This is a genomic window from Paenibacillus sp. FSL W8-0194 (assembly GCF_037969745.1).
GTDB classification, from domain to species: Bacteria; Bacillota; Bacilli; order Paenibacillales; family Paenibacillaceae; genus Paenibacillus_AQ; species Paenibacillus_AQ cookii.
In genome coordinates, this window is the sequence record NZ_CP150205.1 from 4704070 (window position 1) to 4719248 (window position 15179).

A 15179-nucleotide genomic window follows, 5' to 3' on the forward strand; every position below is an offset into this window, starting at 1 on the left:
GCCGCCTTTTCGGCCGCTTTTGCGTCGATCCTAGGGGAATACATATACGCTGTACGCAATAAAGCGGTCGCTCCTGCCTGAACCCTGCCGCGGCAACGCCTTCCGCCTTCAGTCCGCCTTCATTGTGGAATCGCCCGCCTGGAATTATAATGGTCTGAAAAGCTTGTCCGCAACGTGCAAAAAACGCGAAAAGGAGCTTTGCCGTCATGACACGACCTAAAGTGGTACAAAACATAACCGAACTTATCGGCCAAACCCCGGCCGTCCGCCTGCACCGTCTCGCGGGCGCGCAGGAAGCCGAAGTGTACGTCAAACTCGAGTATTTCAATCCGAGCCGAAGCGTCAAAGACCGGGCGGCCTTCAACTTGATCGCCCAAGCCGAAAAAGACGGGCTGTTGAAGCCCGGCTCCACGATCATCGAGCCGACGAGCGGCAATACGGGCATCGGACTGGCGATGAACGCCGCCGCCAAAGGATATCGAGCCATTCTGGTCATGCCCGACAACATGACGAAGGAGCGGATCAACATTTTGAAGGCTTACGGCGCGGAGGTCGTGTTGACCCCGGCCGCCGAACGCATGCCGGGCGCCATCCGCAAAGCGCTTGAGCTGAGCCGGGAAATCCCGGACAGCTTCATCCCCCAGCAATTCGAAAACAAAGCCAACCCCGACATTCACCGCCGGACGACGGCGCTGGAAATCCTCGAGCAGATGGAGGGGCGCCTGGATGCCTTTGTGGCGACGGCAGGGACCGGCGGAACGATTACCGGCATCGGCGAGGTATTAAGGGAGCGCATCCCGGGAATCCATGTATACGTCGCCGAGCCCCAAGGCTCGCCCGTGCTGTCCGGCGGACAGCCGGGCCCGCATAAGCTGGTAGGGACGAGCCCCGGCTTTATTCCGCCCATCCTGAACACGGACGTATACGACGAAATCTTCCAGGTGAGCGACGAGGATGCGATCGGAACGGCCCGCCGGCTCGCCAAGGAAGAAGGAATACTGGTCGGACCGTCCTCCGGCGCCGCCGTCTGGACCGCCCTGCAAGCGGCTAAGCGCCTTGGTCCGGGCAAACGGGTGTTGTGCATCGCCCCGGATACCGGGGAGCGTTATCTCAGCATGGGGATTTTTTAGGCTCGCCTGTAATCGCCAGAAAAGGCAGAACTGGAGGATCAGGGCCCCTCCCGAATGAGAGAGCAAAATTTTAACATTCCCCTTATGTTATAACTGTTGTCAAACAGGAACATCCAACAAGGCGCCTGTTAAACATAAAGGGAGCTGAAGGTTATGAGTACATTGGCAGGAAAAACCGCGCTGGTGACGGGCGCAAGCCGCGGCATCGGACGCAGCATCGCGCTGCGTTTGGCGGAGGAAGGCGCGCTTGTCGCCGTTCATTACGGAAGAAACCGGGCCGCCGGCGAAGAGGTCGTTCGGGAAATCCGGGAGCGCGGCGGAACCGCATTCGCCATAGGCGCGGATCTCGCGTCCATGGAGGGCATCCGGCAGCTGTATGCATCCCTGGATGCATCGCTGCAGGAACGTTCGAACGACCGCCTCTTCGATATATTGGTCAACAACGCGGGCATCGGGCTGCCGGTTCCCATCGAAGAAACGACGGAACAAGCCTTTGACGAAATCGTGGCGGTAAATGTGAAAGCTCCCTTTTTCATCATCCAGCAAGGCCTATCCCGCCTGCGGGACGGCGGGCGCATCATCAATCTTTCATCCGCCACCACCCGAATTTCCCTCCCCGTCGTTCCCGCCTACAGCATGACCAAGGGGGCCGTAAACGTTTTGACGCTTTCCCTTGCCAACCAGCTGGGCAGGCGCGGGATCACGATCAATGCGATTCTTCCCGGTTTTGTCGAAACCGACATGAATGCCGGAAGCCTGGAAAGTCCCGAAGGCCGGAAGTTCGGCGCCGATTTTTCGATTTTCGGACGCTGGGGCCAGCCGGGCGACATCGCCGGCATCGCCGCTTTCCTTGCATCGGAAGACAGCCGCTGGATCACCGGCCAGCTCATCGACGCCAGCGGCGGATCGCATCTCTAAGCACCGGCCTGCATGAATCGCGCTTTGTAACGCCGCATGAAAAAAATCCAGCACGTCAAAGTGCTGGATTCAGGCAGTCGAGAAACCCACGCCTTGGAGACGCTGGGTTTCTCTTTTTTTCTTTACACTTGCTAAAAAGCCAAAGCAAAGCCCCTTAAAAAAGTTGTCTGATTTACTATTGACAGTCCAGTAAAAAGACCATTGAACGCAAAGAGATATAAGGAACCATGGAGACCAATTGAATGTGAGGAGACGTAGGGAATCGAGGGTACAATTGGACGCGAGGAGATGTAGTCAAGGTGAGGAGGCAAGTCAAAATAGGGAAGTAAATTTCTAACGATTGCCACAGAGGTTAATGCCGGGAATATGGAGGTTATGATATTTTAACGGTTCTGGTTGACGTTATTTGGGCATTATGGTGGAACTTCATATGGTAATCTTGCAAATAACCCCATTGGTAACCGTTAGAACTTACAGAGAACCATTTGAAGCCACATAGGCGCTGTCACAACCGTTAGAATTTGAGAACAGCTTACGCACAGCGATCTAACCCTGTTTGTGCCTCCGTAGACATTTCAGAGGATGATGAATTTCTCCATGAACTGCCCGGCGACGCTTGTCTGCCTACCCTTATCTGCTAAAATGCTTGTTTACCGACGTCATTCTATCGATGCTTATCTACGACACGTTCTCCCCCTAACGAAAAATAGCAACTCTGTGGCGCTCTCCGTCCTCCCCTATACGGCGAGGCCCCGCTCCCAGTGTGGGACCCGCCGCACTTGCAAGATTCACCCCTCAGCTCCGAAACAAAAACACTCATTGGAGTGGCAGGCTGTCGAGAAAGTTCTCGACAGCTATTTTTATGTCCATTTAGTTCAATACGACACCGCGTTAATTTTGTATAATATTTATTGTGAAGACAATGGACGCCCCGCCATCGAACTGTGGTCTTTTCAAAATGATTTTTCTCGGATATTTTTACGGCATTCGCTCGGAACGCCAGCTTGAACGCGAGATACAGACCAACCTTGCATACCGCTGGTTTCTCGGTTTGGGACTCACCGACAGAGTTCCAGATCACTCCACCATTAGCTGGAACCGTCGTACGCGTTTTAAAGATACGAACATCTTTCAGGATATTTTTGACGAGATCGTACTTCAAGCCATTCAACACCGTATGGTAGGAGGACGTGTTTTAATTACAGATTCCACTCATGTGAAGGCCAGTGCCAATAAGCATAAATACCCAAAAGAACAAGTCCTGCAAAACACGCGGGATTACATCAATGAACTGAACGCAGCCGTGGAGGCAGACCGGAAAGCCCATGGAAAAAAGCTTTGAAACCTAGAGAGGAAGTGGTCGAGGAAAAAGAAGTTCGCGTGAGCACAACAGATCCGGATAGTGGTTATATGATTCGGGATGGGAAACCGGAAGGGTTCTTCTATTTGGATCATCGTACAGTAGACTTAAAATACAACATGATTACCGACGTCCATGTGCCCCCGGGTAATGTACACGACTCCGTAGCTTACTAATCTCGATTGGATCACCAACGGGAGCAATTTGGTTTCGAAGAGAGGCGGTTGCTCTGGACTCGGGTTATTTAACTACGCCCATTTGCAGAGGTTTGAAGAGCCGGAATATTTTTGCGGTCATTGCTCATCGGAGATTTCACCCTACTCAAGGGTTATTCCCAAAATGGAAATTCACCTATGATAACGAACGTAATGTGTATATTTGTCCGGAAAAACATGAGTTAACCTACCGCACGACCAACCGGGAAGGTTACAGGCAATATGCATCTGACCCGAAGCATTGCAAAAGCTGTCCCATGTTACAGTGCACCAGATCCCGAAACCACCAGAAGGTGGTGACTCGGCATGTATGGGAAGACAGCAAGGACTGGGTACGAGGCAACCGACTCAGCCGTGCGGGTAAGTATTTGTACCGAAAACGAAAAGAAACAATTGAGCGAAGCTTCGCGGATGCTAAAGAGCTCCATGGGTTTCGCTATTGCCGTTTGCGCGGGTTGGCTAACGTCAGGGAGCAAGCCCTGATGCCAGCAGCCGTGCAGAACATGAAGTAGATGGCGATCCACCTGGATCGTCTGGAAAGACAGGGGTAATCCCTGTTTTTCTGAGTTCTAGGGCTCCTAACAAAAGAAAGAAACCCTGTTCCTCCGATAAAAGGACAGGGTTTCTCAACAATCTGAATCCAGCACGTCAAAGTGCTGGATTCTTTCTGTTTATGGAATATATTGCTGAACGATTTTAACCACTTTGCCGTCCCGTATCGTCAGGTGGTACGGGAAGCTTTTCATGTCGATCAGCTTGTCGTTGTTCATGATGGCCAAATATTTATCCATCGATACCGGTTCGTTCCACTGGATGTCCATCCCTTCGTACGTTCCGTCGTGATCGTACAACTGCATCAGCACCTGGGCATCCGGCGCAATGTCATACGTTTTCAGCGTCGGATCGTCGTTGACGATGTAATAACCGTCAGGCGCGCCGCCCAATTCTTCGGCGGCTTCTTTTTCCCGTTCCATGAACTTTTGGTCGGCCGCGGCGCCTTCATACCATTCGATCGGATCGGCCTGGACGATGATATGCCCGTTCTCCTGTTTTATCGAAGAAATCAAAGCTGTCACTGTATCCTCGCTCGGAGGAACCGGCGTATATTCCTTGTCCGTTCCGACTGCACTGGCCGACGTCGTCATGCTTAACAGAACCGCGATCATGAGGGTAGCAAACAGCGTGATTTTTTTCATTGAAAATATCTCCTTTAATGGACATGTATTGATTTCCATATTATCCATTACCCTGCCGAGTTTATTTTCAAACGGAATTTTGCGTAAAAACTCCGGAATAGCTCCGTTCGGGCGTGGTCTTCTTATAGTTTCACTATAAAACATCCCCCGCGCCAAATCGTCACAATAAGGTTACAACCACGTCAAATTGTTGTCATGATCGAGTGCGCTTTCATCAGGTTCTGGCTTTGGCTTTGCCGCGCTGCAAAACCGACTTGAGTTCGTCCAGCTTGTGGATTTCATACGTCGGAACGATGCCGGTCGGGTTCGGCAGGCGTTCCGGATTATACCAGCACGTATCGATGCCGATGTTGTTTCCGCCTTGGATATCAGAGGTTAAGGAATCGCCGACCATCAGCATTTTTTCTTTTTCGTTGCTGCCGATTTGGGTAAAAGCATGCTCGAAGATCCCCGGCTGCGGCTTTTGGAAGCCCGTATCCTCGGAAACGATCACCGCTTCGAAAAAGTCTTTAAGCGCCGAACGGTTAAGCCGCCCGAACTGCACCTGCTTGATGCCGTTGGTGACGGCGGCGATGCGGTAGCCGTTGTCCTTCAAATATTGCAGCAGCTCAAGCGCCCCCTCAAACACGTACGAATGCTCCGAGAGGGATTGGATGTAGCGGTCGCTGACGATTTGCGCATCCTCCTCCAGCTTTTGCTCCTGGCAAAACCGGCGGAAACGCTCCACTTTCAAATCGGTCGAATTGATTAATCCCTGCTCAAGTTCCTTCCACAGCCCTTTGTTGATCCGGTTATAGCAATCGATGATGCCGGCATCCTCCGGATCGAGATTCAGGCTCGAAATGACGTAAGCCAAGGCGCGCGCCTCGGACATTTTAAAATCAAACAACGTTTCATCCAAATCGAATAAAATCCATTCGTAAGACAAATTGCAGGCCTTCCTTCTATGTAAAATCGGCTTCTTGCAGCCTTTATCCTAACTAGTTTAAGGGAAAAAACGCATTTTATCCACCTTCGCCGGGACTTCTTCCGGGCCCGCAGGTTTCCGTCAACAAAAAAGCACCCGGCCCGCCGGAGGTTTCTCCGAAAGACAAGCCGCGTGCTTTGCTGCAGGTTAATATGACGCCTTTCTTTTGAACACGGCGATGACATCCCTGGAATGTCCTTGGCCCGCGCTGGTGTCGAAGCAGGAGGTCAGCTCCCAGCCTTCCATGCCGCATTCGTTCAGCAGTTGTTCGAATTCCTCTTCGTCCACCTTTCCTCCCAAAAAGCCGCCGGTTTGGTACTTGACCGTTTTGTACTCCCATTTTTCCATCGTCTAACGCATCCCTTCGAATATCGACTATATTCAACCCCGATGACCGCGTCGCCCATGGACGGAGCAGCGCGGTACCGGGAATCCAGCAATCCGTTGACAGCTTAGAACGTTTCCTTCAAATAAAACGGTTTGCACTTGCTTTCAAAATAACTTTCAAGCCCGGAGCTGCCGTTCAGCTCGATAAACTGCACCGGAGGATACTGCACTTGAACCGATTCGGCGACTTTCCCAGCCTCGGCAATGATTTGATCGCCTTTGCCGATGTAGCTGACCGCAATGAGCGTGTGCGGCGCCTGATCCGTACGCGGGTTAAACACCTGGGCGTTGTAGGCGCAGATGACGTTTTTTAATCCCTCAAAAACCTTGCTCAACTCGGTCAGCAGCTCGGTCGGCGGTTCCGCAGGGGGACCGATCATCGTTTGGGTGTTTTTTTCAACGACGTAAGCTTCTTGGGCGTTAAATACGGAGCCGTTCAGGATCGCTTCGATTTCCTGCGCGGTAAACTCTTTGCCGAACTCGGAGCCCGGATTAAGCAGAAGGTCGGCTCCCTTCGTCAAATTAAAAAAATGCACCGCATTAATGGCCAAATATTGCACGGGCTCTTGAATGAAGGCCTGCATGCGGGTCAATGAAGAAAATATCGGGATGTATCGTTTCCCGTTCATTTCAACGCTTAACAGCTGGACGGATTGCCCCGCTGCCAGTTCGGTTTTTTCCTGAACAGGGTTTGTCCCGCCCTGGATCGCGTAAATTTCGGAATTCCGGAGTTCGTAATAAAAATCAGGTCTGGCGGAAGGCTCGTTGACCGCTTTGATCAACTTTTCCTCCAGCGTGTTCGTTGCCTCAAAAGACATGGTTGATGCTCCCTTCAGGAAAGTATCGGATAAGGACCAATATAAGTAGTGTACCTTTCTTTGGCTGTGAACTAAAGCCCTAATTCCTTCGAATGGCGTTTAGGGAATGATTTCTTGGAGAGCTTCTCCCAACGTTTTGTACTTGAAGTCGTACCCCGCCTGCAGTAATCGCTCCGGGACGACCCAGCGGCTTTTTAAAACCAATTCGGTTTCGGTTTGAATGATTCTCGCCCCGATTTCGAGCATCCAGGCCGGGGCCGGCAGCCCGAAAGGCATGTTCATCGCCAGGCGCAGCTCCTGCATCAGCTCCTTGTTCGTGACCGGATTCGGGGCAGAAACGTTAAAAACGCCGCTGAGCTCCGGATGCTCCTTCAAGAACAAAATGACGCCCAAAACATCGTGAAGATGAATCCAGCTGAATCGTTGGGTGCCGGGCCCCTGAATGCCGCCGAGGCCGAAACGGACGAGATTGCGGTAGGGAACCATCACCCCGCCGCCGCGTCCCAACACGATCGCGATCCGCAAGGCCGCCTGACGGGTACGGGGAAGCTTAAAAGAGAAAAAAGACCTCTCCCAGGCCGTGGCGACATCCACCGAAAATCCCGAGCCGATCTCGCCTGCTTCCTCGGTCATCGGACGGTCTTCGGCATGCCGGTAAATGGTGGCGGTGCTCGAATTGATCCATAGCTCCGGCGGCTGCTCGCAGGCCAAAACGGCCTCCCCGAGGATCGTCGTCGTTTCGGTGCGGGAGTTCAAAATTTCGGCTTTGTTTTTGTCATGATAACGGCAGTTGACCGATTTGCCCGCCAAATTGACGAGCAGGTCCGCAGACTCCAGCGCCTCGCGGATTCCTTCCCGGTCCTGCCAAGAGATATGGCCAGCCCGTCTGGAGATGATGCACACCTCCCATCCGCGCCGTTTGAATTCTTGTTCGAGGTACGTCCCGATAAAACCGGTTCCGCCGGCGATCACGATTTTTTGTTTCACCGCTGCTCTCTCCTTTTCCGTCAAGTAGGCCGATGGCGCGTCCTATGGCGATGGTAGAAAAACATGCCGGCTGCGGCCAGCAGCGCAATGACGAGAATGCTTAACCAGACCTCTCCCGGCCTGCCTGCCGGTCCGGCATACGGTCCCCGATATTCAGCCATGACGTAGGCTTCGGTGCCCGTTTTTACGGCAATCTGCTTTTGGGGGCTGATCCCTAGAATTTCATGGTACGTCGTCCCCTTCGGGTAAACGTTCGAAAAGTTGCCGCCGTATGTGCCTTCGCGGTCGGAGTAGCGAGTCACCTTCCCCAGCTTTTTCCCGATGCGATCCGAATCTACCTGCTCCCCGGTCACTTCATAAGTCCCGTGATTGTACACGACAAACCGATACGCCCAGCTTGCCGAAACTTCCGTGGATATATATAGGAAAAAGATGCAGAACAGCAAGGTTAGCTTTTTCATCGCAACCTCCGATCAACGTCGACAGACGTTATTTCCCAAAGAAGACGGACTATGCCTTAAAATGTTCCTTGATGTCATCCTGCGGATCCCATTTGGACCAGGCCGCTTCCAGCAAATTGCCTTCCGGGTCCCGGAAATAAAAATATTTGGCTTCGCCTTGGCCAAGCGCACAGAGTTCATCCACCTGAACCCCAGCCTGCTTCAGCTTATCGTAGGTATGCTCGATGTTTTCGCAATTCAGGGCCATGATCGGAAAAGGCTTGCCGTTTCTTCGGATTTCCAGCGGCTGCTTGTCGCGGGTTTCGATCAGCAGCAGGGCAATCGAGTTCACGTGTGGATGATGCAGGACGGCCAAAAAGGAGCCGCGGTCTTCGAATTTCTCCATCAGCTTGAAGTCCAGGTGCTGCGTATACCACGCAACCGATTCGTCGAGGCGGGTCGTCGGCACGTACACGTAACCGATCCGCAGGAAAGAAAACGCCATAAATAACCTCCCTGAAGATTATTTTTCGTCGTTTTGCGATGTTCACGTTTCGTTCAGCTTCAGCGCTTTAAAATTTTTGATCAGATAGTGCATGCCCGAAGCAAGCGTCATCCACACGGCAAGCAGCATCAACGCCTGGTCCACCCGAATGGAGGTAAACCACTGGAACGGGACATTTTCAAGCATGACGGCCACGATGGCGACAACCTGCGCCACCATTTTCCATTTGCCGAACTTGTCGGCGGCCAAAGCGATGCCCTGCGCGGAAGCGATCATCCGGAGGCCCGTGATCACGAATTCGCGTCCGATCATCAACACCGCTGCCCAAGACGCAATCATGCCGGACTGCACCATCATGATCAGCGCGACGGAAATGAGCAGCTTGTCCGCCAGGGGATCAAGCAGTTTTCCGAGGTTGGTGATCTGGTTGTATTTTCTGGCAATATAACCGTCCAGTTTGTCCGTTCCGGAGGCCAGCACAAAAATGGCTACGGCAATGTACGATCCGTAATCGTCCAAAAAACGGAATACCGCCACATCCGCCAGTTTGGCAGGCCACTCGGCAAAAAAGAGCATAAACAGCGGAATGAGCGCGATCCGTGCCAATGTGATCCGGTTAGCCATATTCAACGCAACGTCCCTCCTTTGTTTTTTTCCTATGGGTTTCGGCTTCCCCACTCGCGGTAAAACTGCTGCAAATACTGTTCCATAAACGCGTGCCGCTGCTCGGCCAGCTCCTTGGCGTACGGCGTATTCATCAAGCTTTTAAGCTTCAGCAGCTTTTCGTAAAAATGGTAGATAGCGGTCTTGCCGGCGGACCGGTAATCCTCCTGGGCAAGGTCATCCAGGCTCAGCTCCGGGTCATGGATGATGCGGCCTTTGGCCCCCGAATACGCAAACGTTCTGGCAATGCCGATCGCCCCGATCGCATCCAGACGGTCCGCATCCTGTACGACCTGCCCTTCCAGGGTGGTCATCGGCGGATTTTTGCCGCCGTTAAAAGACATGTTCGCGATGATGTCCATCACCTTGTCGGTCAAATCTAAGTCAGCGGCTTGTTCGTTCAGCCACGCCCTCACTTTTTCCAAACCCGCTTCCTTGCTTGCATTCAATTTTTCGTCGGCCACGTCATGCAGAAGCGCCGCCAGCTCGCACACGGTCCGGTCGGCGTTCTCCTTGGCGGCGATGTCGAGCGCCGTATTCCGCACCCGTTCGATATGCCACCAGTCATGGCCGCTCGCCTCCCCGGAAAGCACCTGTTTTACGAATCGTTCTGCCTCTTTGATAAGCCGAGAATGATCTGCCACCTTCATGTTTGCCTCTCTCCTTCTGCGATTGCGGCATTGTTTTTTGCCTGTTGCGGCATCTCCGCACGTTCCATGCTACAGCGTTTTTTTGAAAAAAACCTCGCCGATCCCGCCCTCGTTAATGCCCGAAACGATCCCCGCTTCCTCGAAGCCGACATGCCTGTGCCAGCTTTGCGGCTCCGCTTCGTTCACTTGCGATGAGCTGTACAGGTAGCGATGACCGCGTTCTTTTAAATGGTCCGACGCCATAGCCAGAAGCCTTTTCCCGATCCCCTGCCCGCGGCTGCCTTCTTTTACGATGATGAGCCCGATATACGGAACCGTGGACCAAATGTATTCCAAACGCAAATATCCGAGCAGTTCCCCCTCGTTTTCGGCCAAAAGCACCTCATGGCGGCCCAGCTTCCACCTCAGAAACTCGGGATCAAAATGCGGGTCCATCTCCCGTGCCTTCACAAAATCTTCGGGTTCACCGAAACGTGTGACAATCTGCACAAACCAACCCTCCTTCAAAATATCGCTTTTGTTTCGTTATCCATTTTCAATTCTTGTTACCAAGCGGTATGACGGGGCGACCTCCCATGTCTCATACGGAATCATACCCTTGGCCCTCATCGCGTCGAGCGTTCGGGATTTTTGCTGCGGGCGGGTAATATAGTCATCGATGTTGGATTCGGTGATTCGAACGTATCCGGCTTCCTGAATTTCTTCCGGCTGGATGCGGATCTCCCCGCTCACATATTCGGCTTTAAAAACAACCGAAAGGACGCGCTTCGTCGCATTGTAATAAACGCCCGTAATTCCGACCGGCCGAATCACGACCCCCGTCTCCTCCAGAAATTCCCTGCATACGGCCTGGTCCAAAGGCTCCCCTTCATCCACGTTTCCTCCAGGCATCTCCCATGTGTCGCTCCGCCAGTGCGTTCTCACGAGCAGCACCTCGTCGTGTTCGTTCATCAACAAGGCGGAAACCGAAACCGTGTGTTTGGGCGGATTATGCTCCATGCCGATCGTCCTCTCTTCGCGTTATTTTGATCCGGTCCGTTCGCCGCTCACCACATGCCAGTGAAAATGCTTGGAGTCCTGGTAGGCTCCGAGGTTGGTGATCACTCTGGCCGCGCCCGTGCTTGAGGTCATGTCCGAAGCGACCTTTTTCACGACGGCCATGAGCTCCAGCAACAGCCGATCGTCGTTGCTTTCTTCATCGGAGACGAGCGAACCGACGTGAATTTTCGGAATGACGACGACATGATGTTCATAGGACGGTCTTGTGTGATGGTACGCCAAAACCCGCTCCGTCTCCATCACTTTACGGACGGGCATTTTCCCGCTCAAAACCTCATCGCAATAAAAATCATGAGTCATATGGGCCTCCTGTTCCTGCATCCTACCGGATCATGGATTCAACCGTGCTAAACGATATCCTTTTGATACACGATAATTTCTTTCCCGTCTTGATTAATCACGGATTTTACGGGCGCCATCCCCTGTCCCTTCCAAAACCGGTGTCCCGGTTCATTTTCGGCGATCACCCCCAGGCGAAACGTTCTGACGCCTCTTTCCTTCATGATGTCATAAAATAAGTCCATCGCCCGGCGGCCGTACCCCTGCCCCTGAAAGTCCTTTCGTATTTGCAGCAGCCCAAGCCACGGATAACCGTCTTTGGGATTGTTCATCAACAGCTCGAGCACGCCGACGTACCGGTCTCCGTCTTGGATGACAAACCGTTCTGCGCCCATGTTTTGGCCTTCTTGAAGCTCTTCGCGGATCTCTTCTTCCGTGAACACGTCCTTCTCCTTCGACACCCGGTTAAAAAAAGGATCCGAATTCAAAATGATGACTTCCTCGCTAAACAGTTTTGGCGTAGATGGTATCAGTATCATAAGTTGCTCCTTTCGGCGATCCAATTTATAGTCAGCCTCATCCGGCGGTAACGCAATTCATATTTTTTCAATGGTCCCAGGCTCCGAACGGTCGTCAATGATGTCTGCGATCCGCTTCGCGACATCGCCCGGTTCCAGTAGCTGACCCTCCCGGTAAGCCTGCTCGAAATACGGAGCCAGCCCAAATTCCTTGCCGCCTTTGTTTCTGGCGGATTCCTGCAGCGATGTGTCCACCATGCCGGGATCTACGGCTATCACTTCGACGCTGCCCGCAAGCTCCGTTCCGGCACACATCGTAAACATATTCAGTCCAGCTTTGGCCGTAGAATAAACGCTCATGCCCGGATTGGCGTAAGAGCCTGACCCCGAAGTCACTTGAATGACCTTTTTCCGCAGATCCCACGCTTGGGTCTCCCTCACGAATACCGAGGTCAAAACCATCGGCGCCACCAGGCCGACACGAAGATTGGCTTCCATCTCTTCCGGCCGGATGGCATCCATCCGCTTTAACGGCTCCAGCATCGCGGCATTATTCACCAAGCCGATCATGTCCAATTCATCCGGGTTGATCCGCGCCAATATGGATTGAAGCATACGCTCAAGCCCTGTTGTTTGCATCAGATCGAATACGACATGCGTATAGCCGGGGCAACGTTCCAACGATCCCGCTTCGCTTCTTGAAATGCCTACAACCATGTCCCCTTGCGCCAGCAAATTTCCGGCAAGCGATGCACCGATTCCTTTGGATGTCCCCGTAATGATAAAACAGCGCTTCGGCATGTACGTTCCTCCCTGCAAAAAGCATATTATTTTAATCTCTGACGTACTTTTCCGTCCCTGCCGTCCATTCGACTAATATTTGGAACAAAGCCATTCCGGCGATAACGACCAAGGCGAGGTAAATCAGCGTGCTTTTTTTCATCGGCTTTCACGCGCTTGTATGTATGTTAAAATCTCTTTATTGCTCCGTACGACCATCCGTTTCGCCTTAAACGGTTCCGTCATTTCCAGAATCTCCTCCATGTGCACCCTGTCAAATTTCCGGTTCCATACCCAAGCCATCTCGAACAAATTTTTGAAAGACTGCTTGTAATTCGCCCGCTCGAGTCCAAGCCTGGTGCGCAAAAAGCGGCGGATGACCCTAAAATCCCGGACCCAGCGGTTGGGCGTTATAATAAAAATAACATCGGCATGCTCGAAGCTCTCTTTTCCCCATTTATGATGCACGCCTTCAATGACCCAAGCCTCGCTGCAGGCCACCAGCCTTAACAAGGCATCCCTCGTTTCCGCCGGAAATCTGCGCTGCACCTCGCCGCGTTCCCACACGAAATTGTCCGTTTCATAGTGAGGGATGTTCAGCCTTCGCGAACATTCGCGTGCGATGTAAGATTTGCCGCTGCCGCATGAACCTATAATCCGGATTTTCATCGGTGCCACCCCCTTCAGGCTTATTAGCCTCTTGGCAATATCTTTTGCAGCATCAAAACGTAAATCAATGAAGTCATCAGGCCCGCTCCGATGAAGACCGAATTCCCTCCGTAAAGGACTGCGGCAAGAACCGCGCCTATAACGAGATAGATCCATACCCTTAGCCCAACCCCGGCTTTATTTGCCATTCGTTCAAGCAACCGGTTTAACAGCCATTCGTCCAGAATGAAAGATAGCGCCGTTAATGAGATCATCCCTTTAAAAGCCATGTACAGCCCGAAAACGAAAAAAAGAACGGCACTGGCGACCTCCATCCGCAAAAGAAGATATCCGAGGTAGGGGACCAGGCACAGGACGCTGGCCATGGACGCACAGCCGAATCGGCATAACGCCTTTGAGATCCATTGCATCACGTTCCCTCCCGAGCGGATGACTTTGGAAGCATATATGATTCCAATTTTAATCTATGTTGGTTGTTATTGTATACGATTTCAGGGAAAATAGAGAGAAGCACTTTCAAAGGAGAGTTGAAATTGAGCAAATACGGAGCCTATGTGAAGTTCACGGCCAAACCGGGGCAGCGGGATGCGTTGTCCGACATATTGCTGGAGGCTGCCGCCGCGGCTCGCACCGTAAAGGAATGCGAAGTGTACATCATCAATGTGTCGGAATCCGAACCCGATGCCGTTTGGGTTACGGAAGTATGGAGCAGCGCCGAAGCCCATAAAGCTTCGCTCGATGATCCCGAAACGAAGGCGTCCATCGCCCGTGCCATGCCGCTCATTGCCGGCGTCGAGTCCATCCCCGTGGTGCCTGTCGGCGGGAAAGGGCTGTAAGTTGTCCTCTGGAAAATGCATAAGGATCTCTTGGAATGGACCAGCCGTCAATGGCTGGTTTTTTTCTATGGTAAAGTAGAGTTCGGCGTAGGTCCAGGGGACCAACGAGCGCTTTTTTTCAGATCGAAGATTATTTTTGGGCTTGAACTATGAAAAAAATGAACCGAAACCCGGCGGCTTTCGCCTATAGAATAAGATCAACTTTAGGAGGTGACCCTGTTGCAGGATGAACAGGCGTGGATGCAGCGCTGCCGGAGCGGCGACCGGGAGGCGTTTTACCAGTTGGTGGAGCCTCTGCTCGACCGTGTTTACAGCACGTCCACCGCGATGCTTCGGTCATCGCATTTGGCGGAGGATGCCGTGCAGAATGCCATGATCGAAGCCTATCAAGCTATTATGAACGGAAAGGAAATCCGTAATTTTACCGCCTGGTTCAAACAATTGGCTGCCATGAGAACGATGGATTTGGCAAGGAAACGCTCGCGGCTTCGCAAGATAACGGAGAGTCTGGACGATATGGATCCCAGGGATCCGCAAGCGCAGCCGATGGAGGCTTTATTGAAAAAGGAGGAACAGTCCGGCCTGCTCTCCCAGGTGATGTCCCTGGATATCAAGCTCCGTTCCGTCATCCTTCTTTATTATTATCAGGAAATGTCGATCGAAGAAATTTCAGCCGCGCTCGGCGTAAAAGCGGGAACCGTGAAATCCCGTCTGCACCGCGCCCGGAACATATTGCTCAAACGCAACCAATCCCTTAGGAAAAGGAAGGTGATGACGCATGTTGGATGCAAGGAATGAGAGA

20 protein-coding genes and 1 pseudogene are annotated in these 15179 nt (G+C 52.5%); 5 read left to right on the forward strand and 16 right to left on the reverse strand.

The features are described from left to right. Window positions 1–206 precede the first annotated feature (206 nt). The 3 genes and pseudogenes from cysK (at window position 207) to MKY58_RS21375 (ending at window position 4135) form a co-directional block, all read left to right on the forward strand. On the forward strand, window positions 207–1130 hold the full coding sequence (gene cysK / locus MKY58_RS21365; protein ID WP_339322003.1) for a cysteine synthase A: 924 nt from the start codon (window positions 207–209) through the stop codon (window positions 1128–1130). A 153-nt stretch (window positions 1131–1283) separates the two neighbouring features. Beyond that, entirely contained in the window at window positions 1284–2048 is a 765-nt protein-coding gene (locus tag MKY58_RS21370; protein ID WP_339322004.1) for an SDR family oxidoreductase, read from the forward strand. 819 nt (window positions 2049–2867) lie between these two features. Further along, window positions 2868–4135 (forward strand): annotated as a pseudogene (locus tag MKY58_RS21375) (IS1182 family transposase). Between the two features lie 159 nt (window positions 4136–4294). Here the strand turns inward: MKY58_RS21375 and MKY58_RS21380 are convergent. The 16 genes from MKY58_RS21380 to MKY58_RS21455 form a co-directional block, all read right to left on the reverse strand. Further along, window positions 4295–4819 carry a hypothetical protein gene (locus tag MKY58_RS21380; protein WP_339322005.1) on the reverse strand — a complete coding sequence of 175 codons (525 nt, stop codon included), beginning with the start codon at window positions 4817–4819 and terminating at the stop codon, window positions 4295–4297. A 214-nt stretch (window positions 4820–5033) separates the two neighbouring features. Continuing rightward, the gene (locus tag MKY58_RS21385) at window positions 5034–5747 is read right to left on the reverse strand and encodes a YjjG family noncanonical pyrimidine nucleotidase (RefSeq protein WP_339322006.1); all 714 of its coding nucleotides are present in this window, start codon (window positions 5745–5747) and stop codon (window positions 5034–5036) included. A 186-nt stretch (window positions 5748–5933) separates the two neighbouring features. Then, window positions 5934–6134, reverse strand: coding sequence for a DUF4177 domain-containing protein (locus tag MKY58_RS21390; protein ID WP_339322007.1), 201 nt, complete (start codon window positions 6132–6134; stop codon window positions 5934–5936). Between the two features lie 104 nt (window positions 6135–6238). Continuing rightward, a complete protein-coding gene (locus tag MKY58_RS21395; RefSeq protein ID WP_339322008.1) occupies window positions 6239–6991 on the reverse strand; it encodes an enhanced serine sensitivity protein SseB C-terminal domain-containing protein in 753 nt (250 codons plus the stop codon). Window positions 6992–7090: 99 nt separating this feature from the next. Further along, window positions 7091–7978 (reverse strand): TIGR01777 family oxidoreductase, encoded by an 888-nt coding sequence (locus MKY58_RS21400; protein WP_339322009.1) that lies wholly within the window; start codon window positions 7976–7978, stop codon window positions 7091–7093. A gap of 20 nt (window positions 7979–7998) precedes the next feature. Continuing rightward, window positions 7999–8439: a hypothetical protein gene (locus MKY58_RS21405; RefSeq protein WP_339322010.1), complete on the reverse strand. Its 441-nt coding sequence runs from the start codon at window positions 8437–8439 to the stop codon at window positions 7999–8001. Window positions 8440–8488: 49 nt separating this feature from the next. Next, window positions 8489–8923, reverse strand: coding sequence for a VOC family protein (locus MKY58_RS21410; RefSeq protein ID WP_339322011.1), 435 nt, complete (start codon window positions 8921–8923; stop codon window positions 8489–8491). A gap of 42 nt (window positions 8924–8965) precedes the next feature. Next, window positions 8966–9547, reverse strand: a complete 582-nt coding sequence (gene pgsA / locus MKY58_RS21415; RefSeq protein ID WP_339325220.1) for a CDP-diacylglycerol--glycerol-3-phosphate 3-phosphatidyltransferase — start codon at window positions 9545–9547, stop codon at window positions 8966–8968. A gap of 32 nt (window positions 9548–9579) precedes the next feature. After that, a complete protein-coding gene (locus MKY58_RS21420; RefSeq protein WP_339322012.1) occupies window positions 9580–10236 on the reverse strand; it encodes an HD domain-containing protein in 657 nt (218 codons plus the stop codon). A gap of 69 nt (window positions 10237–10305) precedes the next feature. After that, window positions 10306–10725 carry a GNAT family N-acetyltransferase gene (locus tag MKY58_RS21425; RefSeq protein ID WP_339322013.1) on the reverse strand — a complete coding sequence of 140 codons (420 nt, stop codon included), beginning with the start codon at window positions 10723–10725 and terminating at the stop codon, window positions 10306–10308. A gap of 36 nt (window positions 10726–10761) precedes the next feature. After that, a complete protein-coding gene (locus tag MKY58_RS21430) occupies window positions 10762–11235 on the reverse strand; it encodes an NUDIX hydrolase (protein WP_339322014.1) in 474 nt (157 codons plus the stop codon). Window positions 11236–11256: 21 nt separating this feature from the next. Further along, the gene (locus tag MKY58_RS21435) at window positions 11257–11595 is read right to left on the reverse strand and encodes an HIT family protein (protein WP_339322015.1); all 339 of its coding nucleotides are present in this window, start codon (window positions 11593–11595) and stop codon (window positions 11257–11259) included. 47 nt (window positions 11596–11642) lie between these two features. Further along, window positions 11643–12113 (reverse strand): GNAT family N-acetyltransferase, encoded by a 471-nt coding sequence (locus tag MKY58_RS21440; protein WP_339322016.1) that lies wholly within the window; start codon window positions 12111–12113, stop codon window positions 11643–11645. A 57-nt stretch (window positions 12114–12170) separates the two neighbouring features. Continuing rightward, window positions 12171–12893, reverse strand: a complete 723-nt coding sequence (locus MKY58_RS21445) for an SDR family NAD(P)-dependent oxidoreductase (RefSeq protein WP_339322017.1) — start codon at window positions 12891–12893, stop codon at window positions 12171–12173. Between the two features lie 138 nt (window positions 12894–13031). After that, window positions 13032–13541, reverse strand: coding sequence for a hypothetical protein (locus tag MKY58_RS21450; protein WP_339322018.1), 510 nt, complete (start codon window positions 13539–13541; stop codon window positions 13032–13034). 23 nt (window positions 13542–13564) lie between these two features. Beyond that, complete coding sequence (locus MKY58_RS21455) at window positions 13565–13951, reverse strand: hypothetical protein (protein ID WP_339322019.1); 387 nt, start codon at window positions 13949–13951, stop codon at window positions 13565–13567. Between the two features lie 123 nt (window positions 13952–14074). Between MKY58_RS21455 and MKY58_RS21460 the strand changes: the two genes are divergently transcribed. Then, window positions 14075–14377 (forward strand): putative quinol monooxygenase, encoded by a 303-nt coding sequence (locus tag MKY58_RS21460; RefSeq protein WP_339322020.1) that lies wholly within the window; start codon window positions 14075–14077, stop codon window positions 14375–14377. A gap of 219 nt (window positions 14378–14596) precedes the next feature. Then, window positions 14597–15175, forward strand: a complete 579-nt coding sequence (locus MKY58_RS21465; protein ID WP_339322021.1) for a sigma-70 family RNA polymerase sigma factor — start codon at window positions 14597–14599, stop codon at window positions 15173–15175. The last annotated feature ends 4 nt before the right edge of the window (window positions 15176–15179 follow it).

Excerpts from the sequence above, each read along its gene's own strand:
- cysK (WP_339322003.1), top strand. The coding sequence starts at position 207 with ATGACACGACCTAAAGTGGTACAAAACATAACCGAACTTATCGGCCAA.
- MKY58_RS21370 (WP_339322004.1), top strand. The coding sequence starts at position 1,284 with ATGAGTACATTGGCAGGAAAAACCGCGCTGGTGACGGGCGCAAGCCGC.
- MKY58_RS21380 (WP_339322005.1), bottom strand. The coding sequence starts at position 4,819 with ATGAAAAAAATCACGCTGTTTGCTACCCTCATGATCGCGGTTCTGTTA.
- MKY58_RS21390 (WP_339322007.1), bottom strand. The coding sequence starts at position 6,134 with ATGGAAAAATGGGAGTACAAAACGGTCAAGTACCAAACCGGCGGCTTT.
- MKY58_RS21395 (WP_339322008.1), bottom strand. The coding sequence starts at position 6,991 with ATGTCTTTTGAGGCAACGAACACGCTGGAGGAAAAGTTGATCAAAGCG.
- MKY58_RS21405 (WP_339322010.1), bottom strand. The coding sequence starts at position 8,439 with ATGAAAAAGCTAACCTTGCTGTTCTGCATCTTTTTCCTATATATATCC.
- MKY58_RS21410 (WP_339322011.1), bottom strand. The coding sequence starts at position 8,923 with ATGGCGTTTTCTTTCCTGCGGATCGGTTACGTGTACGTGCCGACGACC.
- pgsA (WP_339325220.1), bottom strand. The coding sequence starts at position 9,547 with ATGGCTAACCGGATCACATTGGCACGGATCGCGCTCATTCCGCTGTTT.
- MKY58_RS21420 (WP_339322012.1), bottom strand. The coding sequence starts at position 10,236 with ATGAAGGTGGCAGATCATTCTCGGCTTATCAAAGAGGCAGAACGATTC.
- MKY58_RS21430 (WP_339322014.1), bottom strand. The coding sequence starts at position 11,235 with ATGGAGCATAATCCGCCCAAACACACGGTTTCGGTTTCCGCCTTGTTG.
- MKY58_RS21435 (WP_339322015.1), bottom strand. The coding sequence starts at position 11,595 with ATGACTCATGATTTTTATTGCGATGAGGTTTTGAGCGGGAAAATGCCC.
- MKY58_RS21440 (WP_339322016.1), bottom strand. The coding sequence starts at position 12,113 with ATGATACTGATACCATCTACGCCAAAACTGTTTAGCGAGGAAGTCATC.
- MKY58_RS21445 (WP_339322017.1), bottom strand. The coding sequence starts at position 12,893 with ATGCCGAAGCGCTGTTTTATCATTACGGGGACATCCAAAGGAATCGGT.
- MKY58_RS21450 (WP_339322018.1), bottom strand. The coding sequence starts at position 13,541 with ATGAAAATCCGGATTATAGGTTCATGCGGCAGCGGCAAATCTTACATC.
- MKY58_RS21455 (WP_339322019.1), bottom strand. The coding sequence starts at position 13,951 with ATGCAATGGATCTCAAAGGCGTTATGCCGATTCGGCTGTGCGTCCATG.